This is a genomic window from Ramlibacter sp. bp-362 (genome assembly GCF_054956735.1).
On record NZ_JBUDXE010000002.1, the window covers coordinates 246859 to 271165 of the forward strand.

Genomic DNA, 24307 nt, shown 5'->3' on the forward strand with positions numbered 1-24307 from the left:
CGCCGCGCAGGCAAGGAAATCCCCGCTGTCGCGGGGATTTTTTTTGGAAGCCCTGGATCCCCGCCTCCGCGGGGATGACGAGGGAGGCGCGGGGATGACGAAGGGGCGCGGGGATGACGAAGGGGGCGCGGGAATGACGGGGCTTACTCCCTCTCCCGCTCGCGGGAGAGGGCCGGGGTGAGGGCCTGCGCCAGCGCCACGAATTCAGCCACCGGCACCTCCTCCGCCCGCCGCTGCACGTCGAACTCCCCGCCGAACCCCTTCGCCTCCAGCCACTTCCCCAGCGTGTTGCGCAGGATCTTGCGCCGCTGCGAGAACGCCACCTGCACCAGATCCGACAGCAGGCCCTCATCGACCGCCGCCGGCTGCGCCCACGGCACCATCCGCACCACCGCGCTGTCCACCCTGGGCGGCGGATCGAAGGACGCGGGGGGCACGAACAGCACGTCCTCCATCGCGTATCGCCACTGCAGCATCACCGACAGCCGCCCGTAGTCCGAGGTCGCCGGCGCGGCGACCATCCGGTCCACCACTTCCTTCTGCAGCATGAAGTGCTGGTCCTCGACGCGGTCCACGTGCCGCAGCAGGTGGAACAGGATGGGGCTGGAGATGTTGTACGGCAGGTTGCCGACGACGCGCAGCTTCGCGGCGCCCAGTTCGTCGGCCAGCGCGCCGAAGTCCACCTTCAGGACGTCGGCCTCGACGACCTTCAGCTGGCCGTGCTGGCGCAGGCGGGCGGCCAGGTCGCGATCGAGCTCGATGACCGCCAGCGCGCCGAGGCGCTCCACCAGCGGCTGGGTGAGCGCCGCGAGGCCGGGGCCGATCTCCACCATGGATTGCCCGGGCTTCGGGGCGATCTCGCGCACGATCGCGTCGATGATCGCGTCGTCGGCGAGGAAGTGCTGGCCGAAGCGCTTGCGCGCGACGTGCTGGCCCTTTGTCATTGCGGCCTCGAGCCGCAATCCAGGACCGGGGCGCGCCGCGGTGGATCCCGGGTCAAGCCCGGGATGACATCCTCCGCGCCCGGGATGACAAGCTCCATCATTGCGGCGGCTCGCGCAGCTCCACGTAGGCGCGGCCGCGGACGTCCTGGGCCCAGCGGACGTAGGCTTCGTCCAGTTTCTTCTCGCGCAGGAGGTTGCGCACGACCTCGCGCTGTTCGCGCTCGCTCAGCTTGGACTGGCGGCGGTCGAGCAGCTGGATCAGGTGCACGCCGAAGCGGCTGACGATCGGGTCGGCGATCTGCCCCGGGGCGAGGCTGTTGAGCACTTCCTCGAATTCCGGCACGAACATGCCGGGGCTGGACCAGCCCAGGTCGCCACCGTTGCGGGCGCTGGCGTCCTGCGAGTTCTCGCGCGCCAGCTGGGCGAAGTCCGCCTGGCCGGCCTCGATGCGGCGCTTGAAGTCCAGCAGCTTCTGCCGGGCCTGCGCCTCGCTCATCTGCGCATTGGGCCGCAGCAGGATGTGGCGCGCGTGCGTCTGCGTCACGGTCATGCCGGCCGCGCCCAGCTGCTGCTTGTCCAGCACCTTGACGATGTGGAAGCCGGCGCTGGAACGCAGCACGTCGGTGATGCCGCCTTCGGGCAGGCCGCGGGTCGCGTCCACGAACAGCGGCGGCAGGCGGTCGGCGCTGCGCAGGCCGATCACGCCGGCGTTCTGCGCCGCGCCGGCGGCGTCGGAGTTCTCGCGCGCGAGCTTGGCGAAGTCCTCGCCGGCGCGGGCGCGGGCCAGCAGCTGCTGCGCCTTGGCCTGCGCCTGCGCCACCTGCTCGCGCGTGGCGTTCTCGGGCACGGCCACGAGGATGTGCGCCAGGTTCAGCTCGGTGAGGGCCGGGTCGCCGCCGCCGAGCTGCTGCTCGCGCAGGTACTGGTCGATGTCCAGCTCGGTGACCTTCACCTTGGATTCCAGCTCGCGGTCGCGCAGGCGCTGCAGCAGCACCTGGTTGCGCAGGTCCTCGCGGAACTGCGACAGGGTCATGCCCTGCGCCTCCACGCGGCGGCGCAGTTCCGGCACGTCGATGCCGTTCTGGCGCGCCACGGCCTGCTCCGCCTGGTCCACCACCGCGTCGTCCACGCGGATGCCCGTTTCCCGGGCGACTTGCAGCTGCGCCTTCTCGGTGATCAGCCGGTCCAGCACCTCGCGCGCCAGCTGCGAGCGCGGGGGCAGGGGCGAGCCCTGCTGCGCGAGCTGCTGCTCGAAGCGCAGCATGCGCCGGCGCACCTCGTTGTTGGTGATCGGCTCGGAGTTGACCACCGCCACGATGAAATCGGCCGGCTGCGGGCCGGGGGCGCGCGCCGAGGGCCGCAGGCTGATCTGCGGCGCGGGACGCAGCAGCTGCGCCGCCGCCGGCGGCGCCAGGCTCGCCAGCAGCGCGGCGCCGGCGAGTGCCATGGCCAGGAAACGGTGGTTCATTGGATGGGGACCCTAGTCGTAATTGCTGAACCGGCTGGGCGTGCTCACGTGCTCGCGCAGGTACTGGTAGCGGGGGATATTTTGCTTGAGCGACTCCAGCGCGTTGGAACCCAGCCGGCTGAGCCCGACGAATTCCAGCTGGAACAGGATGCGCTTGTTCGAATTGTCCGTGCCGGCCTGCAGGCGCTCCACGACGATGCGGCCGAGCCAGCAGCCGGCGTCGTATTCGAAGCCGATCACGCCGTCGACGAGGCGGCGGTCGCGCAGGCTGTAGTTCAGGCGGCCGACGCTGTACCAGCGGCCTTCGCCCTCGCCCTGCCCGGGCGCGAGCTTCTGCCCCTTGTCGCCCCACAGGTCGTTGAGCGGCCACTGCCAGCCGATGTCGATCTGCTCGCTGAAGCCCTGCTGGCGCCGGTAGGCGGCGCTCACCACGCGGAAGGAGCCGGGGCTGTACGAGGCGCCGATCGTGGAGCGGATCGACTGGTTGGTCTTGGGGTTGTACTGGACCGTGGTGTCGGCGCTCCACTGCGGCACGAGGCTCAGCGACGCGCCGAACAGGATGTCCGACAGGCGCTCGCTCACCTGCGGCTGCCCGGGCAGCGTGACGCGCTGGTCCTGGAAGCGCACGCGCTGCGCCAGGCCGAACTTCGCCGCCTCGCCGCCGGTGTCCGGGTCGAGCAGGCGGGTGGTCGCGCCCAGCGTGAGCAGGTTGTTGTCGGCGATGCGGTCGTGGCCGCCGAAGGCGTTCTCGGTGTAGATGCTGGCGAAGTTGAAGTCGATCAGCGCCGAGTCGTAGTTGGGCAGCCGGCTCTGGTCGCGGTAGGGCGTGTAGACGTAGAACGCGCGCGGCTCCAGCGTCTGGACGAAGGAGCGGCCGAACAGCGTCGTGTTGCGCTCCATCACGAGGCCGCTGTCCAGGCTGAAGGTCGGCACCACGACGTTGGCGCTGTCCTCGCCGGTGGCCAGCGGCGCGTCGAAGGCGTAGTGCCGCGAGTGGATCTGCGCCTTGGGCGTGACGAACCAGCCCGGCGCGCGCCAGGGGCGGCTCACCTGCGTCACGACGTAGCTTCGGTGGCCGTCGGGCTGCGTCACTTCGGCCGTGGTCGGGAAGCGCGCGCGCAGGTCGCTCGTGACGTCGTGCGTGAAGTGCGTGTAGTCGGCCTCGACGTAGGTGTCGAAGCCGGCCCACAGGTCGGTCCGCGCGTGCCGCGCCGTCAGTTCGGGCGAGCGGTTGTACGGCGGGATGATGGGGCTGTCCGGGTCCTGCAGTGTCTGCCAGCGCTGCACGCGGCCGCTGAAGCTGATGCCCGCCCAGTCCCAGCCGAGCGTGCCTTCGTTGGCCAGCAGGCGCTGCGTGAGGGAACCGGAGCTGCGCGAGAAGTCGCGCCAGTAGTTGTCGTCGCTGACGCGATTGAGGTTCACCGACAGGCTGGACGGGCCGAGCCCCGGCAGCTGCAGCGTCGGCTGCGTGTGCTGCGCGTGGAAGCCCCAGCGGTCCTCGCCGCGCAGCCGGTCGTTGGGCATGTAGTCGGCGCGCACCTCGCCGCGGTACGTGGGCTCGAGGTAGCGGAACTCGCCGCCCAGGTCGACGCCGCGGCGCGTCATCACCGTCGGGTACAGCGTCGCGTCGCGGTTCGGAGCGATGTTCCAGTAGTAGGGCAGGGTCAGTTCCAGCCCGTTCTTGCTGTCCAGGCCGATGGTGGGCGGCAGCACGCCCGACTTGCGCTGGTCGCCCGTGGGAAAGCTGATCGAGGGCACCGGCAGGATGGGGACGCCCTTGAAGTCCAGCACGGCCCCTTCGGCGCGGCCCACTTCCTCTTCCTGGTCCAGCGAGATGGAGGCGGCGCGCAGGATCCAGTCCGGCATCCAGCTGGGGCCCGGGCGCCGCTGGCAGGTCGTGTAGGTGGCGTTGCGGATGATCGCGCGCTTCTCGTCGAGGAAGTCCACGCGCTCGGCCTCGCCGTACGCGTCGTTGCGCAGGAAGCGGTAGCGCGGCTGGTTGAAGAAGCCGGTGAAGGCGTCGACCTCCAGCTCCATGTACGGGCCTTCGAAGATGTTGCCGGCCTTGTTGATGCGCACGTTGCCGACGGCGCGGGCGAGGTCGCGGGGCTGGTCGTACTCGAGGCGGTTGGCGCGGATCACCGTGTCGCCGCGCCGCAGCTCCGCGTTGCCTTCGACCGTCGTCTCCAGGTCGGTGCGGCCCTGGATGCGGTCGCCTTCGATGAAGGTGGGCAGCTGCGCGCGCGCGCCGGCCGGGATGTTCTCGCGCAGCTGCGGCGCCGGCTTGAGCTGCGGCGCGGGCGCGCTTCCCGCCTGCGCCTGCGCGGCCACGGGCTGCAGCAGGGACGCCGCGACCACCGCCACCGGGCTCAGGGCAAAGCGGGCGACGGACGCCTTGTTTCTTGGGTGATACATCGGGGTGAGGAACCCGGGCGGCCGGGCCGGCGCGCCACGTTGGATTTGTAGAATCGATTATCCATGAGCGATTCCGCGCCCACCCCCTCCCAGCCCGCCCCCGTGCAAGCAGCGGTCCCCTGGAGCGACCCCCGGCGCGAAGCCGCCTTCCACGCCTGGCTGGCCGAAGTCGCGCCCGCGCATGAGCTGCAGCCGGCGACGCTGCAGCCCGCCTCCGCCGACGCCAGCTTCCGCCGCTACTTGCGCATCGCGGGCGCCGGCAGGACCTTCATCATCATGGACGCCCCGCCCGAGCGCGAGGACTGCGCGGCCTTCGTGAAGGTCGCCGGCCTGATGGCCGAGGCCGGCCTGCTGGTGCCGCGCGTGCTGGCCTGGGACGCGCCGCGCGGCTTCATGCTGCTGGACGACCTGGGCACGCAGACCATGATCGAGGTGGTGGACCGCGAGGACGCGGGCGCCAACCGGGCGCTTTACATGCGCGCCGTCGACGCGCTCGTCGCCTGGCAGCGCGCGTCCCGCCCCGGCGTGCTGCCGCCCTACGACCAGGCGCTGCTGGCGCGCGAGCTGGCGCTGTTCCCCGACTGGTACCTGCAGCAGCACCGGCACGTGGAGATCACACCCAGGATGCGCGCCACGCTGGATGCGCAGTTCGCGTTGATCGTCGAGCGCAACCTCGCCGCGCCCGGCGTCTACGTGCACCGCGACTTCATGCCGCGCAACCTGATGCTGCCGCGCGACCCGGCCGAGCCGCGCCTGGGCGTGCTGGACTTCCAGGACGCGGTGCACGGGCCCGTCACCTACGACATCGCCTGCCTGATGCGCGACGCCTTCCTCAGCTGGGACGAGGAGTTCGTGCTGGACATCACGGTGCGCTACTGGCAGCAGGCGCAGAAGGCCGGCATTCCGGTGGACGCCGACTTCGGCGAGTTCTACCGCGCCGTCGAGTGGATGGGGCTGCAGCGCCACCTGAAGGTCGCCGGCATCTTCGCCCGCCTGACGCTGCGCGACGGCAAGCCCCGCTACCTGGCGGATGCGCCGCGCTTCATCGGCTACATCCGCGCCACCGCGGGCCGCTACCGCGAGCTGGCGCCGCTCGCCCGCCTGATCGACCAGGTGGAAGGCAGCGACGCCGTCACCGGCTACGCCTTCGGGCGGATCTGAACCCGTGCCGCGCCTGTACTGCGGCGAAGCCCTCGCGACCGGCCTCGAGCTGGCGCTGCCGCCCGGCGCGGCCCGCCACGTGCAGGTGCTGCGGCTGCAGCCCGGTGACACGCTGACGCTGTTCGACGGCCGCGGCGGCGAATACGAGGCCGAGGTGCGGCTGATGGGTCGCAGCGAAGTGCAGGTGGCCGTCGGCGCGCACCACGCCGTCGAATGCGAGGCGCCGGTCGCGGTGCACCTGGCGCTGGCCATGCCCGCCAACGAACGCATGGACTGGCTGGTGGAGAAGGCCACCGAACTGGGCGTGGCCTCGATCCAGCCGCTGGTGGCCGAGCGCAGCGTGCTGCGCCTGTCCGGCGAGCGCGCGCAGAAGAAGCAGGCGCACTGGCAGGCGATCGCCGTGGCGGCCTGCGAGCAGTGCGGGCGCAACCGCGTCCCGCCCGTGCATGCGGTGCAGCCGCTGGCCGCCTGGCTGGCCGCGCAATCCGCGCCGGGCCTGGTGCTCTCGCTCGCGCCGGGCACGCGTCCGCTCGCCGCGGTCGCGCCCGCGGCCGAACGCACGCTGCTGAGCGGCCCGGAAGGCGGGCTGGCGCCGGCGGAAGAAGAGGCTGCCGCCGCGCGCGGCTGGCAGGCCGTGCACCTGGGCCCGCGCGTGCTGCGCGCGGAGACCGCTCCCCTGGCGGCGCTCGCCGTCCTCACCCTGACAGGAGTTCCATGAACCGCAACCTGTGGCTGCTGGCCGTCCTGCAGGGCCTGTTCCTCACCAACAACGTCACCTTCATCGCGATCAACGGGCTGGTGGGCCTGGCGCTCGCGCCGTATGCGTGGATGGCGACCCTGCCCGTCATGGGCTACGTGGTGGGCAGCGCGCTGTCCACCGGCGTGGTGGCGCGCACGCAGGCGCGGTTCGGGCGGCGCCGCAGCTTCCAGCTGGGGCTGGCGGTCGCGATGGGATCGGCGCTGCTGTGCGCGCTCGCCGCGAGCACGCGCCAGTTCTGGCTGCTGTGCGGCAGCACGCTGCTGGCCGGCTTCTACGCCGCCAATGCCTCGCTGTACCGCTTCGCCTCCGCCGAACTCGCCGCGCCCGCCATGCGGGAGAAGGCGGTGTCGCTGGTCATGGCGGGCGGCCTGATCGGCGCGGTGATCGGCCCGAACCTCGCGGCGATCACGCGCACCTGGTCGGACGCGCCCTTCGCCGGCGCCTACATCGCGCTCGCGGGCGTCGCGGTGCTGGCCTTGCTGCTGCTCGCCTTCATCGAGTTCCCTCCGGTGGCGTCCGGCGGCTCGCGCGGTGGCGGCCGCTCGGTGGCGCAGCTGCTGCGCCAGCCGCCGTTTCTCGTGGCGGTGCTGGCCGGATCGCTCGGCTACGGCGTGATGAACCTGTTGATGGCGGCCACGCCGCTCGCGATGCAGCAATGCGGCCTGCCCTTCGGCGATGCGGCCTTCGTGCTGGAGTGGCACGTGATCGGCATGTTCGCGCCCGGCTTCTTCACCGGCCACCTGATCAAGCGCTTCGGCACGCTGCCGATCCTGGCCGCGGGACTCGCGCTGATGCTGGGGTGCATCGCCGTGGCGCTCTCGGGCGTGGAGCTGCGGCACTTCGGCGTCGCGCTGTTCCTGCTGGGGGTGGGGTGGAACTTCCTCTTCACCGGCAGCACCACGCTGTCGCTCACGGCCTATGCGCCGGAGGAGCGGGACCGGGCGCAGGGCGCGCTGAACTTCTTCATCTTCGCGACGCTGGCCGTCAGCTCCTTCGCCTCGGGCGTGCTGGTGACCACGCGCGGCTGGACCTGGCTGAACCTCGGTTCGCTGGTGCCGGTGGCGATCGTGGCGGCGGGCCTGGCCTGGCTGGCACTCAAACCTGCCCGGCCAGCCACTGCCTGAATCTGTCTCCCTCTCCCGCTTGCGGGAGACGGAGGAAGACCGCTGGGGTTCGCTGCGCTCACCGCCAGCCTACGTCGATGGGCCGGATGCTGCTTGCTCCCTCTCCCGCCTGCGGGAGAGGGCTGGGGTGAGGGTGGTGGAGGTTTGAACGCGGGTGAAAACCGCCGGCAGCAGAGGAACGCGTGAGCGCTGGCCTGCCGAGGCCGCTTGCCCTCATCCCTCCCCTCTCCCGCAAGCGGGAGAGGGAGGAAGAACGCTGGGGTTCGCTGCGCTCACCGCCAGCCTACGTCGATGGGCCGGATGCTGCTTGCTCCCTCTCCCGCTTGCGGGAGAGGGCTGGGGTGAGGGCGATCGCGCGTCAAACCCGCGCGGCCAGCCACTGCCTGAGGGCGTCGTAGACCGGCTGCGCCTCGGCCTCGTTGAAGATCTCGTGGTACAGGCCGTCGAAGCGGCGGGACGTCACCACGCTGGAGGGCGCCGCGGCGGCGAAGGCTTCGCTGCCGGCCGGGTCCACCATGCGGTCGTCGCCGGCGTACATCAGCAGCGTGGGCACCTTCCAGCTGGCGGCGCGCGAGCGCACCAGCGCGCCTTCCTCGGCGATGAAGCGCGCCAGCCGGCCGGAGATGCGGTCGTGCACGCGCGGGTCGTTCATGTAGCCCTGCACCACGCGCTTGTCGTGCGAGAGGTATTGCGGATCGAGCCCGTTGCCCACGGTCAGGTTGGGCGCGACGCGGGGCACCACCGCCATCAGCAGTTTCTGCACCGGCGTGAGCCGCGTGGCGAGCGCCGGCGAGGACAGCACCAGCAGGTCCACCGCCTGCAGCGTGCGGGCGACGAAGCTCGCGGCCACCAGGCCCCCCATGCTGTGACCCAGGAGCACCAGGGGCAGGCCGGGATTGCGCACGCGGGCGCTTTCGACGAGGTCCGCCAGGTCGTCGAGCAGGCGGCCGGGATGCGGCAGCGCGCCGCGGGCGCCGTCGGATTCGCCGTGGCCGTACTGGTCGTAGCTGCGCACCGTGAAGCCCCAGCCATTGAGGATGCGGGCCAGGGTGTCGTAGCGGCCGGCGTGCTCGCCCAGACCATGCACCACCAGCACGGTCCCGCGCTGTCGCACGCCCTCGGGCAGGTACCAGTCCTGCACCGCGAGGTTGTCGCCGTCGCTTGCGGTGAAGGTGGAGAGCGTGGACTCGGCGCCGGCGTGACTCATGGGGCGGCAATCATCGCGCACACGGCCGCGCTGTCAATGCCCCGTTCGACGTACGCGGCCGTGGCACGCCGAAGCGCGTGCCGATGCGCCTTTCAAGGCATGCGTGCCATCACTTCGGCGACAGCGGCCGTCAGCCGCTTGGCGTAGGGCACGTGCAGGAACTCGTTCGGGCCGTGGGCGTTGCTGCGCGGGCCCAGCACGCCGCAGACCATCATCTGCGCGCTCGGGAAGCCCTGGCTCAGCAGGTTCATCAGGGGGATCGTCCCGCCCTGGCCGATGTAGCCGACCGGCGCGCCGAAGTGCGCCAGCGAGGCGGCGTCCAGCGCCTGCTCGAACCAGGGCGAGGTGGCCGGCGCGTTCCAGCCGGAGGCGGCGCCGCCCGGCTCGAAGGTGACCTTCGCCTGGTAGGGCGCGTTGTCCTCCAGCAGGGTCTTGAGCTCCTGCACCGCGGCCGCGGCGTCCACCAGCGGCGGCAGGCGCAGCGAGAGCTTGAAGGCGGTGTAGGGACGCAGCACGTTGCCCGCGTCCTGCAGCGCCGGGAAGCCCTCGGCGCCGGTGACCGACAGCGTCGGCGTCCAGGTGCGGTTGATCAGGGCCTGGACCGGGTCGGTGGTCGTGGGCAGCGCGAACACCGTGGAGCCGCCGCAGTCGGCGTGCGCCCAGGGGAAGCGCTTGTAGACCTCCTCGCCCAGGATGGCGGCGGTCGCCTTGGCCTGCGCCAGCCGCTCGGGCGGCACCTCGCAATGGAAGCTGGCGGGCAGCAGGCGGCCGGTCTTGCTGTCTTCCAGGCGATCGAGCACCTGCCGCATGATGCGGAAGCTGGAAGGCACCAGGCCCGAGGCGTCGCCCGAGTGCACGCCCTCGGTGAGGATCTGCACCTTGAGCGTGCCGGCGGCCAGGCCGCGCAGCGAGCTCGTGAGCCACAGCTGGTCGTAGTTGCCGGCGCCCGAGTCCAGGCAGATCACCAGGGCGACGTCGCCCAGGCGCGGGCGCAGCGCGTCCACGTAGGGGAGCAGGTCGTAGGAGCCCGATTCCTCGCAGGTCTCGACGAGGCCCACGATGCGCGCATGCGGCTTGCCCTGCGCCTTGAGCGCCTGGATCGCGGCGATGCTCGCGTACACCGCATAGCCGTCGTCGGCGCCGCCGCGGCCATAGAGCTTGCCGTCCTCGTACTTGGGCGTCCAGGGGCCCAGGTCGCTGCGCCAGCCGGTGAACTCGGGCTGCTTGTCGAGGTGGCCGTACATCAGGATGGTCTGCGGGCTGGCGGCCTTCGTGGCCTCCACCTCGAAGAAAAGCACCGGCGTGCGGCCCGGCAGGCGGACGATCTCGAGCTTGAGGCCCGGCACCTTCTGCGCCTCCACCCAGCCGGCCGCGTTGCGCAGCACGGTCTCGATGTAGCCGTGCTGCTGCCAGTCGGGATCGAAGCCGGGCGACTTGGCCGGGATCGCGATGTAGTCGGTGAGCTGGCGGACGATGTCGCCGTCCCACTGGCGGGTGACCTGGTCCAGCGCCCGGGCGCTGTCGAGGACGGTGGCGGGGAGGTCGCGGGGAGCGTTCATGGCTGCAGGCGTGAAGGGGTTTCCCGCACTTTACGCGCAGCGGCCCCGCCGGGCTAGGATGTCCGGCCATGACCCCGCGCATCCATGTGGGCGTCGGCGGCTGGACCTTCGAGCCCTGGCGCGACAATTTCTATCCGGCCGGCCTGCCGCACAGCCGCGAGCTGCACTACGCGAGCCGCCAGCTCACCGCCATCGAGGTCAACGGCACCTTCTACAGCACCTTCAAGCCGCCGACCTTCGCGAAGTGGCGCGACGAGACGCCCGAGGGCTTCGTGTTCTCGCTCAAGGCGCACCGCTTCACGACGCACCGGCGGCAGCTCGCCAGCGCGGCCGAAGGCATCGCACGCTTCACCGGCAGCGGCATCGCCGAACTGGGCGACAAGCTGGGGCCCATCGTGTGGCAGCTGATGCCCACGACGGCTTTCCAGCCCGAGGACCTCGAGGCCTTCCTGCGCCTGCTGCCGCGCGAGGTACAGGGGCGGCCGTTGCGGCACGTGCTGGACGTGCGGCACGCGAGCTTCGCGTGCGAGGAGTACCTGGACCTGCTGGCGCGGCACGATGTGACGACCGTCTACTCGGACTCGGAGAAATTCCCGTGCATTCCCCACGCGCGCAGCCCGCTCGCGTACCTGCGGCTGATGCGCAGCGCGGGGGATTGCGAGACGGGGTATCCGCCGGCGGAGGTGGGGCGGTGGGCCAGGGCGGCACAGGAGTGGACGCGCATGGGCGAGGCGAACGAGGCCTTCGTGTTCTTCATCAACGGCGCGAAGGAGAGGGCACCGGCGGCGGCGATGGAGATGCTCAGGCAGTTGCGTTCGTAGGGGTGGCTGTGAGCGAAAGCGAACCCCACCGACCACCGCGCGAGCGGTGGGGTTCGCCTGCGGCTCACCACCACCCTACGGAGACAGCCACGCGAGCTGCCCCTGCGCCAGCTCGTTCAAGCGCGCCTGCAGTTCGGGGGCGACGTCCTCGGTCACCGTGAACTCCACCTCCACCGCCTCCCCGTGCCGGACCTCGCCCAGCACGCCGCCGGCGGACTGCAGTTCCCGCCGCACGGTGCCTTCCAGCGCGTAGGGCACGCGGCAGGCGAAGTGCAAGGTCTTGCGCAGGGGAAGCTTCTCCGCGGCCAGCAGTGCCTGCGCCACGGCATCGGTGTAGGCGCGCACCAGCCCGCCCGCGCCCAGCTTGATCCCGCCGAAGTAGCGCACCACGGTCGCCAGCACGCCTTCGAGCTGCTGGTGGCGCAGCACTTCCAGCATGGGACGGCCGGCCGTGCCGCCCGGTTCGCCATCGTCGTTGGCGGCGGACTGGCCGCCGGCGAGCAGCGCCCAGCACACGTGTGCCGCACCCGGATGCTCCGCGCGCAGCCGCTCCACGACCTCCAGCGCCTCGGCGCGGCCGGCCACCGGCTGCACGCAGCCGAGGAAGCGGCTCTTCTTCACCAGCAGCTCGCTGTGGACGGGACGCGCCAGCGTCAGCGCCATGCCGCCGCCCGCCCGCGCGCGCTCAGCCGCGCAGGGCGCGCAGCCAGCCCAGGCCTTCGCTCGTGCCGCCGGGCCGGGCGCCGCGCGCCGGCCGGTATTCGCAGCCGACCCAGCCCTGCCAGCCGCAGGACTGCGCCACCTCGTCGATCACCGCGAACAGGTAGGGGTGGTACAGCTCGCCGAGGTCCGGCTCGTGCCGCTGCGGCACGCCCGCGATCTGGAAGTGGCCGACGCGCCCGGTCGGCAGGTACTTGCGGATCTTCATGGCGACGTCGCCCTCGACGATCTGGCAGTGGTACAGGTCCATCTGCACCTGCACGTTGGGCTCGCCGATCTCCTCCACCAGCTCGTGCGCGTGGTCCTGGCGATTGAGGAAGAAGCCGGGGATGTCGCGCGTGTTGATCGGCTCCAGCAGCAGCTTCGTTCCCTGCTTCGCGGCCTCGCGCGCGGCCCAGCGCAGGTTGGCGACGTAGGTCGGCCGCAGCGCGACGCGATCCTGCCCCTCCGGCACCAGCCCCGCCATCACGTGCACGCGCGGACACTCCAGCGCCTGCGCGTAGCGCAGGGCGGTAGCAATGCCCTCGCGGAACTCCGCCTCGCGCCCGGGCAGGCAGGCCAGGCCGCGCTCGCCCTGGTCCCACTTGCCGGGCGGCGCGTTGAACAGCACCTGCTGCAGGCCGTGGGCGCGCAGGCGTGCGGCGAGCTCGCGCGGCTCGTGCTCGTAGGGGAAGAGGTACTCCACGCCGCGGAAGCCGTCGCGGGCGGCGGCCTCGAAGCGGTCCAGGAAGCCGTGCTCCGGATAGAGCATCGACAGGTTGGCGGCGAACTGCGGCATGGCGTCTTCCTCAGCGCAGCTTCAGGCGCACGGCCTGGGGGTTCTCGGCGATGTAGTCGCGCACGATCGCGTCGAAGCTTTCGTCGTTGCGCAGGCCCAGGCCGCGGGCGCGGTCCCAAGCGACGTCGCCGGGCCAGCTGTGCACCAGCTTCTCGATCGCGGGGTCGCGCTGCCAGTCCAGCAGCGCCGTCGCTTCCTTGCCCGCCACGCGCTCCAGCGCCGCGGCCATCTCGCCCACCGTGGTCTTGAGCGAGGGCAGGTTGATGCCCGTGCGCTGGCCCCAGTCGGCGTCGCTCGCCTCCGCCGCGCGCACGAAGCCTTCGATGGTGCGGGCCGGCGAGGCCAGCGCCACCGGCGTCTCCGGCGCGACCGGGATGCGGGCGCGCTCGCCGGCCAGCGGCTCGCGGATCATGCCGCTGAAGAAGCCGGAGGCGGCGCCGTTCGGGCGGCCCGGGCGCACGGCGACGGTCATCGGGCGGACGCTGCGCCCGGCGATGAAGCCCTTGCGCGTGAAGTCGGCCACCAGCTGCTCGCCGATGTATTTCTGGATGCCGTAGCTGCCCTGCGGCGTGGGCAGCGTGTCGTCGCGCATGGTGCCCAGCGGCGGCTGGCCGGGCTGCTGGCCGAACACGGCGAGCGAGCTGGCGAACACGAAGACGGGGCAGGTGCCGAGCGCGCGGCAGGCGTCGAGCAGGGCCCGCGTGGTGTCGAGGTTGCTGCGCATGCCGAGGTCGAAGTCGGCCTCGCACTCGCCGCTGACGGCCGCGGCCAGGTGGAACACGAGGTCGGTGCCGGCGGCGGGGAGTTCGCGCTCCTGCACCTGCTCCAGCAGGTCGCCCTGGACCGAGCGCACGCGCGGGTCGGCCAGCAGGTCGGCGGGCGCGGGTCCGCGGTCGGCCAGCACCACCTGCTCGATGGCGCGGGCCGGCGCGCCGCGCAGGGAAAGCTGGCCGGCCGCCAGCAGCGTGCGGGCGAGGCGGGCGCCGAGGAAGCCGGCGCCGCCGGTGATGAGGATGTTCATGGCGCGAAGCATAGCGCGCGGCGGGTGGGGGGCAAGCTGGGGTTCGCTGCGCTCACCGCCAGCCTACGAAGACCAGCGGCGTTCGCGTAGGCTGGCGGTGAGCGCAGCGAACCCCAGCACTACCCGCGTTCGAACTTGAACACCGCCGTGCTGGCAGTGAGGTTCGGCAGCACCCTCCGGACCTCCCCGTCCTGCAGCCCGAAGGCATCCAGGATCACCAGCCGGTTCTTCGTCGCCAGCACCTCGAAGTCCTTGAAGGTGCCCACGCGGATGTTGGGCGTGTCGTACCACTGGTAGGGCAGGCGCTTGGTGACCGGCATGCGGCCGCGGATCACCGAGAGGCGGTTCGGCCAGTGGGCGAAGTTGGGGAAGGCGACGATGCCGACCTTGCCCACGCGCGCCGTCTCGCGCAGCATGACCTCCGCATTGCGCAGGTGCTGCAGCGTGTCGATCTGCAGCACGACGTCGAAGCTGTCGTCGTCGAAGATCGCCAGGCCCTGGTCCAGGTTGGCCTGGATCACGTTGACGCCGCGCTTGACGCAGGCCAGCACGTTCTCGTCGGCGATCTCGATGCCGTAGCCGCTGCAGCCGCGCTCGCGCTGCAGCAGGTCCAGCAGGGCGCCGTCGCCGCAGCCGAGGTCCAGCACGCGGGCGCCTTCGGGCACGAGCTGCGCGATGGTGTGGAGGGTCGCGCGGTCGGTCACAGCACGGCTCCCGCGGGCAGCTCGCGCACCGGGGCGGCGGCTTCCACCGGCTCGGCGGCGATGCGGTCGAAGTAGGAGCGCACGACGGCCAGGTAGCGCGGGTCCTCCAGCAGGAAGGCGTCGTGGCCGTGCGGCGCGTCGATCTCGGCGTAGCTCACGTCGCGCCGGTTGTCCAGCAGCGCCTTCACCATCTCGCGGCTGCGCGCGGGCGAGAAGCGCCAGTCGGTGGTGAAGCTGACCAGCAGGAACTTCGCCGTCGCCACGGCCAGCGCCTTGGCGAGGTTGCCGTTGGTGCGCCGCGCCGGGTCGAAGTAGTCCAGCGCCCGCGTGATCAGCAGGTAGGTGTTGGCGTCGAAGTACTCGCTGAACTTGTCGCCCTGGTAGCGGAGATAGCTCTCGATCTGGAACTCGATGTCCTGCGTCGTGTAGCGCAGGTCCATGCCGTTGCGCAGCTGCCGGCCGAACTTCTCGTTCATCACGTCGTCCGAGAGGTACGTGATGTGGCCGATCATGCGGGCGATGCGCAGCCCCCGGCGCGGGATCACGCCGTGCTGGTAGAAGTGGCCGCCGTGGAAGTCGGGATCCGTGACGATCGCGCGGCGCGCCACCTCGTTGAAGGCGATGTTCTCCGCCGTCAGGTTGGGCGCGCTCGCCACCACCACGGCGTGGCGCACGCGCTGCGGGTACTGCAGCGTCCACGACAGCGCCTGCATGCCGCCCAGGCTGCCGCCCATGACGGCGGCCAGCCGCTCGATGCCCAGCGCGTCCAGCAGCCGCGCCTGCGCGTTCACCCAGTCCTCCACCGTGACCACTGGGAAGTCGGCGCCGTAGATCTTGCCGGTGTCAGGGTTCACGTGCATCGGCCCGGTGGAGCCGAAGCAGGAGCCCAGGTTGTTCACGCCGATGACGAAGAAGCGGTCGGTGTCCACCGGCTTGCCGGGGCCGATCATGGTGTCCCACCAGCCCTCGGACTTCTCCTGGCCCGCGTACACGCCGGCCACGTGGTGCGAGGCGTTGAGCGCGTGGCAGATCAGGACGGCATTGCTGCGCTCGGCGTCGAGCGTGCCGTAGGTCTCGTAGGCGAGGACGTAGTCGCGGATCGCCGCGCCGCTCTGCAGGGCGAGCGGCGCGTCGAACTGCATGGAGCGTGGCGTGGCGATGAAGGAGCTCATGAAGCCGAAAACTATACGTCACCACCCCAGCAGGGCCACGACGCCCAGCACGAGGAAGATCACGGCGCCGATGGTGTGCACCAGCTTGATGGGCACCTTGCGCGTGATGCGCTCGCCGAACCACACGACCGGCACGTTGGCGAGCATCATGCCCAGCGTCGTGCCCGCCACGACGGAGGCCCAGGCCTGGAACTGCGCGGCCAGCATCACGGTGGCCACCTGCGTCTTGTCGCCCATCTCCGCCAGGAAGAAGGCCAGCACCGTGGTGGCGAAGATGCCCAGCCTCGGTCCGCGCGGCGCCTCGTCCTCGTCCAGCTTGTCGGGGACCAGCATCCAGATCGCCATGGCGATGAAGGAGCCGCCCAGGACCCAGCGCAGCACGTCCGGGCCCAGCACGTGCGTCACCCAGCTGCCCACCGCGCCGGCGAGGGCGTGGTTGGCCAGGGTGGCGACCAGGATGCCGAGGGCGATCGGCCAGGGCTTGCGGAAGCGGGCGGCGAGGACCAGCGACAGCAGTTGCGTCTTGTCGCCCATTTCGGCGAGGGCGACGATGCCCGTAGAGACAAGAAAGGCTTCCAAGGGACCGGCATTCTAGAGGCAGCCCCCGGCACGCACCCCGATGGCGCAGATTTTGCTTTGAGGTGGTGCGGGCTTCACCAACACGGCCCGCACGCACCAACAACAAGCATCCGACACCAAAGGGGCCACCATGGAAGCACTGAAAGAGGGCGCGGACGTCCTGTTCATCCTGCTGGGAGCCATCCTGGTCCTGGCCATGCACGCGGGCTTCGCCTTCCTGGAGCTGGGGACCGTGCGCAAGAAGAGCCAGGTGAACGCGCTCGTGAAGATCCTGGCCGACTTCTCAGTCTCCTCGGTCGCCTACTTCCTGGTGGGCTACGCCGTCGCCTACGGCACCGGCTTCCTGGTCGGGGCGCAGCAGCTGGTCGCGCACCAGGGCTACGCGCTGGTGAAGTTCTTCTTCCTGCTGACCTTCGCCGCGGCCGTGCCGGCGATCATCTCCGGCGGCATCGCCGAACGCGCCCGCTTCGGCCCGCAGCTACTGGCCACGGCGGTGATCGTGGGCGTGGTCTATCCGCTGTTCGAGGGCGTGGCCTGGAACCAGCGCTTCGGCATCCAGGGCTGGATCCGGTCGCTCACGGGCGCGGAGTTCCACGACTTCGCCGGCTCGATCGTGGTGCACGCGGTCGGCGGCTGGCTGGCCCTGGCGGCCGTGCTGCTGCTGGGCGCGCGCCACAACCGCTACCGCAAGGACGGCGCGATCTCGGCGCACCCGCCGTCCAACATCCCCTTCCTGGCGCTGGGGGCCTGGATCCTCACGGTGGGCTGGTTCGGCTTCAACGTGATGAGCGCGCAGACCCTGGACAAGGTCTCCGGCCTGGTGGCCGTCAACTCGCTGATGGCCATGGTGGGCGGCACGCTGGCGGCGCTGCTGCTCGGGCGCAACGACCCGGGCTTCGTGCACAACGGGCCGCTCGCCGGGCTGGTGGCGGTGTGCGCGGGCAGCGACGTGATGCATCCGCTGGGCGCGCTCCCCGTGGGCGCCGCCGCCGGCGCGATCTTCGTGCTGATGTTCACCTTCACCCAGAACCGCTGGAAGATCGACGACGTGCTGGGCGTCTGGCCCCTGCACGGCCTGTGCGGGCTGTGGGGCGGCGTCGCGGCCGGCATCTTCGGCAGCGCGGCGCTCGGCGGCCTGGGCGGCGTGAACCTGGGGGCGCAGGTGATCGGCAGCCTGCTGGGCGTGGCGTGGGCGCTGGCCGCCGGCTTCGCCACCTACGGCGCCCTCAAGGCGGCGATGGGGCTGCGCCTGTCGGCCGAACAGGAGTTCGCGGGCGCCGACCTGTCGATCCACCGCATCGGTTCGACGCCGGAACGCGAAGCCAGCTGGTAGGAAAAACCCGGATTTCTTGCCGCAATGTGACCCGATCCTGCATTTATTTCGCCGGAATAGGCACTGTCGCGCTTGCGGCGGGGGGACTCCAGCGCATAATGCCGCCGTGGACCCACGAGGGTCTGCAGGTTTGCGGTGTTTGTCGGTCTCGCGTGGTTGTTGATTGCGTTTGCGGACTCCATCGCGTTTTGCGTTTTTTTCCAGGAGTCCCGTAATGGGCAACAAGCTTTACGTGGGGAACCTTCCCTACTCTTTCCGCGACAGCGACATGGAACAGGCGTTCAGCCAGTTCGGCACCGTGACCAGCGCCAAGGTCATGATGGAACGTGACACCGGCCGCTCCAAGGGCTTCGGTTTCGTCGAGATGAGCAGCCCCGCCGAAGCGCAGGCCGCCATCCAGGGCATGAACGGCCAGCAGCACGGCGGCCGCGCCCTCGTGGTGAACGAGGCCCGTCCGATGGAGCCGCGCAGCGGCGGCTTCGGTGGCGGCGGCGGCGGTGGCCGCGGCTTCGGCGGCGGTGGTGGTGGCGGCTTCGGCGGCGGCCGTCGCGAAGGCGGCGGTGGCGGCTACGGCGGCGGTGGCCGCGACCGCTACTGAGCACGGCGGATACGTATCCAGCGAAAAGGGCCCTCCGGGCCCTTTTTTCATGCCCGCCGCGGGCGCTCGCGGGCGTTCAATTTTTCACCGTCCTCCGGGTCCGCACCCCTTGCCACGGGCCCGAGGGTGTGCTCCATAATGGAAAAGCGTGGTCTGGCGGTCACGCGGTGCGGTGAACAGGTGCCTTTCGCTTCCATTGCTTGAATGCGTTTTCGGGACTCCATCGCTCTCTCGTTTCACTCGTTTATTCAGGAGTCCCTGTAGATGGGCAACAAACTGTACGTAGGCAACCTGCCCTACCAGATGCGCGACAGCGACCTCGAACAGGCGTTCAGCCAGTTCGGCCAGGTCACCAGCGCGAAGGTCATGATGGAACGGGAAACCGGCCGCTCCAAGGGCTTCGGTTTCGTCGAGATGGGCAGCGACGCCGAGGCGCAGGCCGCCATCAACGGAATGAACGGCCAGCCCATGGGCGGCCGCAGCATCGTCGTGAACGAGGCGCGCCCGATGGAAAACCGCCCGCGCGGCTTCGGCGGCGGTGGCGGAGGTGGTGGCGGCTACGGCGGCGGGGGCGGCGGCGGCCGCTCCGGCGGTGGCGGCTATGGCGGCGGCGGTGGCCGCTCGGGTGGCGGTGGCGGCGGCCAGGACGGCGGCTTCCGCAGCCCCTACGGCGCCGGCCCGCGCGGCGGTGGGCGCTCCGGTGGCGGCGGGGGTGGTGGATACGGTGGGGGCGGCAGCTACTGAGCTGCGATCGCACCGTGAAGAAAGGGCTCCTGCGGGAGCCTTTTTCGTGGGCGGTGGGCGGTGGGGTTCGCTTTCGCTCACCGTCCGCGGCTGCGCCGCGCCACCCTACGGTCCCGACACTCCCGTCACCGACCCCGTAGGGTGGCGGCGGCCAGCGGCCGCCGGGCGGTGAGCGAACGCGAACCCCACCGATCGCGCGCTCACCCCCCACCCTGCCGGTGCTTGCGCGGCCGGCCGGCGAGCAGGCGATCGAACACCGGGTCGGGCAGCACCCGCAGCAGCTTCGCCACCACACCCATCTGCCACGGGATCACCCGATAGCTCCTGCCCGCCTCGATCACCCGGAACGCATCGTCGGCGAAATCCTCCGCCCGCATCAGGAAGGGCATGCCGTAGCGGTTCTGCCGCGTGAGCGGCGTGTCGACGTAGCCCGGCGCGATCGTCACCACCTTCACGCCGCTGCCGCGCAGCTCGCCGCGCAGGCTCTCGCAGTAGCTGATCACCGCGGCCTTGCTGGCGCAATAGGCGCCGTGGCCGGGCAGGCCGCGGATGCCGGCGACGCTCGCCACGCCCACCAGCCGGCCCCTGCCGCGCGCGCGCATGCCTTCGATGAAGGGATGGAAGGTCGCGGCGACGCCCACCGTGTTGGTCGCGAAGGTGCGCGCGATCACCTCCAGGTCCTCGCGGATCGCCGTGTCCACGCCGACGCTGATGCCGGCATTGGCGATCACCACGTCCGGCAGCCCCTGCCGCGCGATGCAGGCTTCGCCCGCCGCGACGATGCTGTCGCGATCGGCCACGTCGGCGCCGTAGACCTGCCAGCGCTCCGGCGCGAGCCCCTGCGTCCGCGCCCACCGCGCCATCTCATCGCTGCGCCGCGCCACCAGCGCCAGGTTCCAGCCGGCCTGGGCATAGCGCCAGGCGAGCGCCTGGCCGATGCCGCTGGACGCGCCGGTGATGAAGGCCAGCGGCGTCATGGCTGGCGCTGGCCGTGCTCGGGCCGCAGGGTGCCGCGCACGCGGCCGCGCAGCTCCAGCACCCGGTCGAGGTGGTCGTAGTCGAGGTTGTCGCCCTGGAAGACGTCGTCGCCGCGGGCGATGGTCACCGGCTGGTCGGACTTCACCCGCTCCTCGTCCATGAAGGCGTGCAGGAACTCGCCGCGGATCTCCAGCCGCGGCTGCGCGGCGCGCTGGCCCTCGGGCGCCTCCCGCGTGACCACCGCGTGGCCGATCAGCTGCACCTGCGAGCCGTCGCTGTTGCTGATCGCCTTGTCGGCGGTGGCGACGGTCAGCGCGCCCTTCTCGCTGTACGAGCGGATGCGCGGCTGGTCGATCTCCAGTGTGTCGGTGTCGGGGAAGTGGCGCGCCTCGCTGCCGCGGATCTCGTTCTTTAGCCGGCCGTTGCGGTCGAAGGACTTCACGGAGAAGCCCCGCAGGAAATAGTCGGGATCGTGCGTGGGCGCGTGCTCGCCGACGATGGGCGCGGCGCCCGGCGTGTTGCGCGCCAGCCAGTAGGTGCCCAGGGCCAGCAGGCCCATCAGGATGATGGGCAGGTAGATCGAGATCCGGTCCCAGGCGCGACCGAAGCCGCGCAAGGGGCTCACCCGTAGGCCTCCAGCAACTGCGCGTAGCGGCCGCTGGCCACCAGCAGCAGGTCGCAGAATTCGCGCGCCGCCCCCTGGCCGGCGGCGGCCCGGGTGACGTAGCGCGCGCAGTGGCGCACTTCCACGTGCGCATGGGGCGGCGCCACCGCGAAGGCGCAGCGGCGCAGCACCGGCAGGTCGGGCCAGTCGTCGCCCATGGCGGCGGCCTGCGACCAGTCCAGGCCCAGCGCCGCGAGCGTCTTCTCGGCGGCCGGGCGCTTGTCCTCGGTGCCGTAGTGCACGTTCGCGACGCCCAGCGCCTCCAGCCGCTGGCGCAGCGGCTTCGAGTCGCGCCCGGTGATCACCACCGGCGTGATGCCGGCGCGCTGCAGCAGCTTGAGTCCCAGGCCGTCCAGGATGTGGAAGCGCTTGATCGTCTCGCCCTCGTCCGACAGCAGGATGCCGCCGTCGGTCATGACGCCGTCGACGTCGAAGAAGGCGACGCGGATGCCCTGCGCGGCGAGCAGCAGTTCCGGCGGGAAGGTGAGCGCCGGCGCGGCCATCAGATCACCTTGGCGCGCATCAGGTCGTTGCTGTTCACGGCGCCGACCAGCTTGTCCTGCGCGTCGACGACCAGCACGCTGGTGATGCGGTACTGCTCCATCAGCTGCGCCGCCTCGGCCGCCAGCGCGTCGTTGCGGATGGTCTTGGGCCCGGGGTGCATCACGTCGCGCGCGCGCATGGGACGCAGGTCCACGCCGCGCTCGATCAGGCGGCGCAGGTCGCCGTCGGTGAAGATGCCCAGCACGTGGTCGGCCTCGTCCACCACGGCGGACGCGCCCAGGCCCTTGCTGCTCATCTCGCGCATCAGCGTGGTGAAGGCTGCGTCCGCGGTGACCTTGGGTACGGAGTCGCCGCTGCGCATCACGTCGCTCAGGTGCGTGAGCAGCTTGCGGCCGAGCGCGCCGCCCGGGTGCGAGCGGGCGAAGTCCTCGGCCTTGAAGCCGCGCGCGTCCAGCAGCGCCACCGCCAGCGCATCGCCCAGCGCCAGTTGCGCCGTGGTGCTGGCCGTGGGCGCCAGGTTCAGCGGACAGGCTTCCTTCGCGACGCCGCTGTCCAGCACGATGTCCGCGTGGCGCGCCAGCGTGGACTTGGCGTTGCCCGTCAGGGCCACCAGCGGCACGCCCTGGCGCTTGAGCACCGGCAGCAGGGCGGTGATCTCGTCGCTTTCGCCGCCGTTGGAGATGGCCAGCACGAGGTCGATCGCCTTGATCATGCCCAGGTCGCCGTGGCTCGCCTCGGCCGGGTGCACGAACATCGCCGGCGTGCCGGTGGAGGCGAGCGTGGCGGCGATCTTGCGGCCGACGTGGCCGCTCTTGCCCATGCCCATCACCACCACCCGACCGCGCACGCGCAGCATGACCTCGACGGCCTGGACGAACTTGTCGCCCGTGCGCGCCTTGAGCCCCTGCAAGGCGGCGGCCTCGATATCGAAGGTTTCATGCGCCAGCTTCAGCGCCCGGGCGCCATCGAAAGGCAGGGAAGCGGCCGGGCCTTCGGCCGGCGGGGGAAGAGGCGTCATCCGCCGATTTTAAGGGCGAGCCCCCGTGACGATAGGATACGAGGATGAGTTCGCTGGCCCTCACCCTCTTGTACCTGCTGGCCGCGGTACTGGGGGTCGTGGCCTGCCGTTCCCTCAAGCTGCCCCCCATGCTCGGCTACCTCGCCGTGGGCGTGGTGATCGGCCCCAACGTGCTGGCGCTGGCCGAGGACTCCGACAGCGTGCGCCACCTGGGCGAATTCGGGGTCGTGTTCCTGATGTTCGTGATCGGCCTGGAGTTCAGCCTCTCCAAGCTGCGCGCGATGCGCAGCTTCGTGTTCGGGCTCGGACTGGCGCAGGTGGCGCTGACCATCGTGCCGGCCGCCCTGGGCGCGCTGCTGCTGGCGGCCGTGCTGCCCCGCTTCTTCACCATGAGCTGGCAGACGGCGCTGGCCCTCTCCGGAGCGCTGGCCATGAGCTCCACCGCGATCGTGGTGAAGCTGATGTCCGAACGGCTGGAGCTCGACTCCGAGCACGGCAAGCGCGTGATGGGCGTGCTGCTGTTCCAGGACCTGGCCGTGGTGCCGCTGCTGGTGCTGATCCCCGCCTTGGGCAGCCCGCCCGAGGTGCTGCTGCGCGACCTGGCGCTCGCGGGCGTGAAGGCCGCCGCGCTGATCGTACTGCTGCTGGCCGGCGGCCAGCGCTTCATGCGCTGGTGGCTCACGCTGGTGGCGCGGCGCAAGAGCGACGAACTGTTCGTGCTGAACCTGCTGCTGGTCACGCTGGGCCTGGCCTGGCTGACCGAGCTGGCGGGGCTGTCGCTGGCGCTGGGCGCCTTCATCGCCGGCATCCTCATTTCCGAGACCGAGTACAAGCATCAGGTGGAGGCCGACATCCGGCCCTTCCACGACGTGCTGCTGGGCCTGTTCTTCATCACCGTGGGCATGCTGCTGGACTGGCACCCGGTGGCGGAGCGCTGGGGCCTGGTGCTGCTGCTGGTGGTCGTGCCGGTGGCGTTCAAGCTGCTGCTCGTGACGGGGCTCGCGCGCGTCTTCGGCGCGTCCATGGGCGTGTCGCTGCGCACGGGCCTGTACCTGGCGCAGGCGGGCGAATTCGGCTTCGTGCTGCTGTCGCTGGCGCGCGAGCATGCGCTGGTGCCGCCGGAGCTGCTCAACCCCATCCTCGCGAGCATGGTGATCTCCATGCTGGCCACGCCCTTCATCATCCAGTGGAGCAACCGCATCGTGATGAAGCTGGTGTCCAGCGAATGGCTGCTGCAGTCGCTGGAGACGACCAACATCGCGCGCAAGGCGATCAACACGAACAAGCACGTGATCATCTGCGGCTACGGCCGCTGCGGCCAGAACCTCGCGCGCATGCTGGAGCGCGAGGGCATCCCCTACATGGCGCTGGACCTGGACCCGGACCGCGTGCGCCAAGCCGCGGCCGCGGGCGATTCGGTGGTGTTCGGCGACGCGGCCAAGCTGCAGGCGCTGGTGGCCGCCGGCCTGTCGCGCGCCAGCGCCGTCGTGATCACGTACCTCGACGTGCCGGGCGCGCTGAAGGTGCTGGCCAACGCCCGCGCCCATGCGCCCAACGTGCCGGTGATCGTGCGCACGCAGGACGACTTCGAGCTCGACAAGCTCCAGAAGGCCGGCGCCACCGAGGTGGTGCCCGAGACGCTCGAGAGCTCGCTGATGCTGGCCAGCCACGCGCTGGCGCTGGTGGGCGTGCCCATGCGCCGCGTGATCCGCATCGTGCAGGAGCAGCGCGACGCCCGCTACAACCTGCTGCGCGGCTACTTCCACGGCGCCGACGACACGAGCTCGCTGGAAGTGGAGCAGGAGCGCCTGGCCACGGTGACGCTGCCGCTGGGCGCGAGCGTGCTCGGCCGCGCGCTCAGCCAGCTGCGGCTGGCCGGGCAGGGCGTGCGCGTGGTGAGCCTGCGCCGCAGCAACGGCCGCAACGTCGACCCGGCGACCGATCCGCCGCTGCAGGATGGCGATACGCTCGTGCTCTCCGGCCGGCCCGAGCCGCTGGCGATGGCGGAAGAGCTGCTGCTCAAGGGATGAAGGAC

23 protein-coding genes are annotated in these 24307 nt (G+C 71.1%); 8 read left to right on the plus strand and 15 right to left on the minus strand.

The features are described 5' to 3' along the window. Positions 1-143 precede the first annotated feature (143 nt). From rsmA to ACY0MJ_RS03615, 3 genes are all read right to left on the minus strand, one after another. Positions 144-944, minus strand: a complete 801-nt coding sequence (rsmA, locus tag ACY0MJ_RS03605) for a 16S rRNA (adenine(1518)-N(6)/adenine(1519)-N(6))-dimethyltransferase RsmA (protein ID WP_462636911.1) — start codon at positions 942-944, stop codon at positions 144-146. Between the two features lie 97 nt (positions 945-1041). Continuing rightward, positions 1042-2412: a peptidylprolyl isomerase gene (locus ACY0MJ_RS03610; RefSeq protein WP_462636912.1), complete on the minus strand. Its 1371-nt coding sequence runs from the start codon at positions 2410-2412 to the stop codon at positions 1042-1044. Positions 2413-2424: 12 nt separating this feature from the next. Continuing rightward, positions 2425-4827 carry an LPS-assembly protein LptD gene (locus tag ACY0MJ_RS03615; protein WP_462636913.1) on the minus strand — a complete coding sequence of 801 codons (2403 nt, stop codon included), beginning with the start codon at positions 4825-4827 and terminating at the stop codon, positions 2425-2427. Between the two features lie 63 nt (positions 4828-4890). Between ACY0MJ_RS03615 and ACY0MJ_RS03620 the strand changes: the two genes are divergently transcribed. The 3 genes from ACY0MJ_RS03620 to ACY0MJ_RS03630 are packed head-to-tail and all read left to right on the plus strand — an operon-like array spanning position 4891 to position 7872. Next, on the plus strand, positions 4891-5988 hold the full coding sequence (locus tag ACY0MJ_RS03620) for an aminoglycoside phosphotransferase family protein (RefSeq protein WP_462636914.1): 1098 nt from the start codon (positions 4891-4893) through the stop codon (positions 5986-5988). Positions 5989-5992: 4 nt separating this feature from the next. Next, positions 5993-6706, plus strand: a complete 714-nt coding sequence (locus ACY0MJ_RS03625; RefSeq protein WP_462636915.1) for a 16S rRNA (uracil(1498)-N(3))-methyltransferase — start codon at positions 5993-5995, stop codon at positions 6704-6706. Beyond that, complete coding sequence (locus tag ACY0MJ_RS03630) at positions 6703-7872, plus strand: MFS transporter (RefSeq protein ID WP_462636916.1); 1170 nt, start codon at positions 6703-6705, stop codon at positions 7870-7872. Before ACY0MJ_RS03625 ends, ACY0MJ_RS03630 begins: the two co-directional genes overlap by 4 nt. 358 nt (positions 7873-8230) lie before the next feature. On the opposite strand, the gene ACY0MJ_RS03635 is transcribed toward ACY0MJ_RS03630, so the two are convergent. Further along, positions 8231-9079, minus strand: coding sequence for an alpha/beta hydrolase (locus ACY0MJ_RS03635; protein WP_462636917.1), 849 nt, complete (start codon positions 9077-9079; stop codon positions 8231-8233). 92 nt (positions 9080-9171) lie between these two features. Next, positions 9172-10638: a M20 family metallopeptidase gene (locus tag ACY0MJ_RS03640; protein WP_462636918.1), complete on the minus strand. Its 1467-nt coding sequence runs from the start codon at positions 10636-10638 to the stop codon at positions 9172-9174. A gap of 68 nt (positions 10639-10706) precedes the next feature. Between ACY0MJ_RS03640 and ACY0MJ_RS03645 the strand changes: the two genes are divergently transcribed. After that, complete coding sequence (locus ACY0MJ_RS03645; protein WP_462636919.1) at positions 10707-11459, plus strand: DUF72 domain-containing protein; 753 nt, start codon at positions 10707-10709, stop codon at positions 11457-11459. A 75-nt stretch (positions 11460-11534) separates the two neighbouring features. Here ACY0MJ_RS03645 and ACY0MJ_RS03650 read toward each other — a convergent pair whose 3' ends face one another. The 6 genes from ACY0MJ_RS03650 to ACY0MJ_RS03675 form a co-directional block, all read right to left on the minus strand. Beyond that, positions 11535-12122 carry an IMPACT family protein gene (locus ACY0MJ_RS03650; protein ID WP_462636920.1) on the minus strand — a complete coding sequence of 196 codons (588 nt, stop codon included), beginning with the start codon at positions 12120-12122 and terminating at the stop codon, positions 11535-11537. A 22-nt stretch (positions 12123-12144) separates the two neighbouring features. Then, positions 12145-12957: a 2-oxo-tetronate isomerase gene (gene otnI, locus ACY0MJ_RS03655; protein ID WP_462636921.1), complete on the minus strand. Its 813-nt coding sequence runs from the start codon at positions 12955-12957 to the stop codon at positions 12145-12147. A 10-nt stretch (positions 12958-12967) separates the two neighbouring features. Beyond that, positions 12968-13978: a D-erythronate dehydrogenase gene (gene denD / locus ACY0MJ_RS03660; RefSeq protein ID WP_462636922.1), complete on the minus strand. Its 1011-nt coding sequence runs from the start codon at positions 13976-13978 to the stop codon at positions 12968-12970. A 119-nt stretch (positions 13979-14097) separates the two neighbouring features. Further along, positions 14098-14682, minus strand: a complete 585-nt coding sequence (metW, locus tag ACY0MJ_RS03665) for a methionine biosynthesis protein MetW (protein WP_462636923.1) — start codon at positions 14680-14682, stop codon at positions 14098-14100. Next, positions 14679-15854 carry a homoserine O-succinyltransferase MetX gene (gene metX, locus ACY0MJ_RS03670; protein WP_462636924.1) on the minus strand — a complete coding sequence of 392 codons (1176 nt, stop codon included), beginning with the start codon at positions 15852-15854 and terminating at the stop codon, positions 14679-14681. The genes metW and metX overlap by 4 nt, the downstream gene beginning before the upstream one ends. Before the next feature lie 18 nt (positions 15855-15872). Further along, positions 15873-16433: a TMEM165/GDT1 family protein gene (locus ACY0MJ_RS03675; RefSeq protein WP_462636925.1), complete on the minus strand. Its 561-nt coding sequence runs from the start codon at positions 16431-16433 to the stop codon at positions 15873-15875. Between the two features lie 130 nt (positions 16434-16563). Between ACY0MJ_RS03675 and ACY0MJ_RS03680 the strand changes: the two genes are divergently transcribed. From ACY0MJ_RS03680 to ACY0MJ_RS03690, 3 genes are all read left to right on the plus strand, one after another. Continuing rightward, positions 16564-17766, plus strand: a complete 1203-nt coding sequence (locus ACY0MJ_RS03680; protein ID WP_462636926.1) for an ammonium transporter — start codon at positions 16564-16566, stop codon at positions 17764-17766. A 214-nt stretch (positions 17767-17980) separates the two neighbouring features. Then, on the plus strand, positions 17981-18364 hold the full coding sequence (locus ACY0MJ_RS03685; protein WP_462636927.1) for an RNA recognition motif domain-containing protein: 384 nt from the start codon (positions 17981-17983) through the stop codon (positions 18362-18364). A gap of 264 nt (positions 18365-18628) precedes the next feature. Next, on the plus strand, positions 18629-19108 hold the full coding sequence (locus ACY0MJ_RS03690) for an RNA recognition motif domain-containing protein (RefSeq protein ID WP_462636928.1): 480 nt from the start codon (positions 18629-18631) through the stop codon (positions 19106-19108). A gap of 200 nt (positions 19109-19308) precedes the next feature. Here the strand turns inward: ACY0MJ_RS03690 and ACY0MJ_RS03695 are convergent, their stop codons facing one another. Genes ACY0MJ_RS03695 through ACY0MJ_RS03710 form a run of 4 tightly spaced genes read right to left on the minus strand, consistent with a single transcriptional unit; the run spans position 19309 to position 22272 of the window. Beyond that, positions 19309-20085, minus strand: a complete 777-nt coding sequence (locus ACY0MJ_RS03695) for an SDR family oxidoreductase (RefSeq protein ID WP_462636929.1) — start codon at positions 20083-20085, stop codon at positions 19309-19311. Beyond that, the gene (gene lptC / locus ACY0MJ_RS03700; protein ID WP_462636930.1) at positions 20082-20711 is read right to left on the minus strand and encodes an LPS export ABC transporter periplasmic protein LptC; all 630 of its coding nucleotides are present in this window, start codon (positions 20709-20711) and stop codon (positions 20082-20084) included. The genes ACY0MJ_RS03695 and lptC overlap by 4 nt, the downstream gene beginning before the upstream one ends. After that, positions 20708-21253 (minus strand): KdsC family phosphatase, encoded by a 546-nt coding sequence (locus ACY0MJ_RS03705; RefSeq protein ID WP_462636931.1) that lies wholly within the window; start codon positions 21251-21253, stop codon positions 20708-20710. Before ACY0MJ_RS03705 ends, lptC begins: the two co-directional genes overlap by 4 nt. Further along, the gene (locus tag ACY0MJ_RS03710; protein WP_462636932.1) at positions 21253-22272 is read right to left on the minus strand and encodes a KpsF/GutQ family sugar-phosphate isomerase; all 1020 of its coding nucleotides are present in this window, start codon (positions 22270-22272) and stop codon (positions 21253-21255) included. The genes ACY0MJ_RS03705 and ACY0MJ_RS03710 overlap by 1 nt, the downstream gene beginning before the upstream one ends. Before the next feature lie 44 nt (positions 22273-22316). Between ACY0MJ_RS03710 and ACY0MJ_RS03715 the strand changes: the two genes are divergently transcribed. Continuing rightward, positions 22317-24302 (plus strand): monovalent cation:proton antiporter-2 (CPA2) family protein, encoded by a 1986-nt coding sequence (locus ACY0MJ_RS03715; RefSeq protein ID WP_462636933.1) that lies wholly within the window; start codon positions 22317-22319, stop codon positions 24300-24302. Positions 24303-24307: the final 5 nt, after the last annotated feature.

Coding starts and splice junctions, on each gene's coding strand:
- rsmA (WP_462636911.1), bottom strand. CDS start 944: ATGACAAAGGGCCAGCACGTCGCGCGCAAGCGCTTCGGCCAGCACTTC.
- ACY0MJ_RS03610 (WP_462636912.1), bottom strand. CDS start 2,412: ATGAACCACCGTTTCCTGGCCATGGCACTCGCCGGCGCCGCGCTGCTG.
- ACY0MJ_RS03615 (WP_462636913.1), bottom strand. CDS start 4,827: ATGTATCACCCAAGAAACAAGGCGTCCGTCGCCCGCTTTGCCCTGAGC.
- ACY0MJ_RS03620 (WP_462636914.1), top strand. CDS start 4,891: ATGAGCGATTCCGCGCCCACCCCCTCCCAGCCCGCCCCCGTGCAAGCA.
- ACY0MJ_RS03630 (WP_462636916.1), top strand. CDS start 6,703: ATGAACCGCAACCTGTGGCTGCTGGCCGTCCTGCAGGGCCTGTTCCTC.
- ACY0MJ_RS03635 (WP_462636917.1), bottom strand. CDS start 9,079: ATGAGTCACGCCGGCGCCGAGTCCACGCTCTCCACCTTCACCGCAAGC.
- ACY0MJ_RS03640 (WP_462636918.1), bottom strand. CDS start 10,638: ATGAACGCTCCCCGCGACCTCCCCGCCACCGTCCTCGACAGCGCCCGG.
- ACY0MJ_RS03645 (WP_462636919.1), top strand. CDS start 10,707: ATGACCCCGCGCATCCATGTGGGCGTCGGCGGCTGGACCTTCGAGCCC.
- ACY0MJ_RS03650 (WP_462636920.1), bottom strand. CDS start 12,122: ATGGCGCTGACGCTGGCGCGTCCCGTCCACAGCGAGCTGCTGGTGAAG.
- otnI (WP_462636921.1), bottom strand. CDS start 12,957: ATGCCGCAGTTCGCCGCCAACCTGTCGATGCTCTATCCGGAGCACGGC.
- denD (WP_462636922.1), bottom strand. CDS start 13,978: ATGAACATCCTCATCACCGGCGGCGCCGGCTTCCTCGGCGCCCGCCTC.
- metX (WP_462636924.1), bottom strand. CDS start 15,854: ATGAGCTCCTTCATCGCCACGCCACGCTCCATGCAGTTCGACGCGCCG.
- ACY0MJ_RS03680 (WP_462636926.1), top strand. CDS start 16,564: ATGGAAGCACTGAAAGAGGGCGCGGACGTCCTGTTCATCCTGCTGGGA.
- ACY0MJ_RS03685 (WP_462636927.1), top strand. CDS start 17,981: ATGGGCAACAAGCTTTACGTGGGGAACCTTCCCTACTCTTTCCGCGAC.
- ACY0MJ_RS03690 (WP_462636928.1), top strand. CDS start 18,629: ATGGGCAACAAACTGTACGTAGGCAACCTGCCCTACCAGATGCGCGAC.
- ACY0MJ_RS03695 (WP_462636929.1), bottom strand. CDS start 20,085: ATGACGCCGCTGGCCTTCATCACCGGCGCGTCCAGCGGCATCGGCCAG.
- ACY0MJ_RS03705 (WP_462636931.1), bottom strand. CDS start 21,253: ATGGCCGCGCCGGCGCTCACCTTCCCGCCGGAACTGCTGCTCGCCGCG.
- ACY0MJ_RS03710 (WP_462636932.1), bottom strand. CDS start 22,272: ATGACGCCTCTTCCCCCGCCGGCCGAAGGCCCGGCCGCTTCCCTGCCT.
- ACY0MJ_RS03715 (WP_462636933.1), top strand. CDS start 22,317: ATGAGTTCGCTGGCCCTCACCCTCTTGTACCTGCTGGCCGCGGTACTG.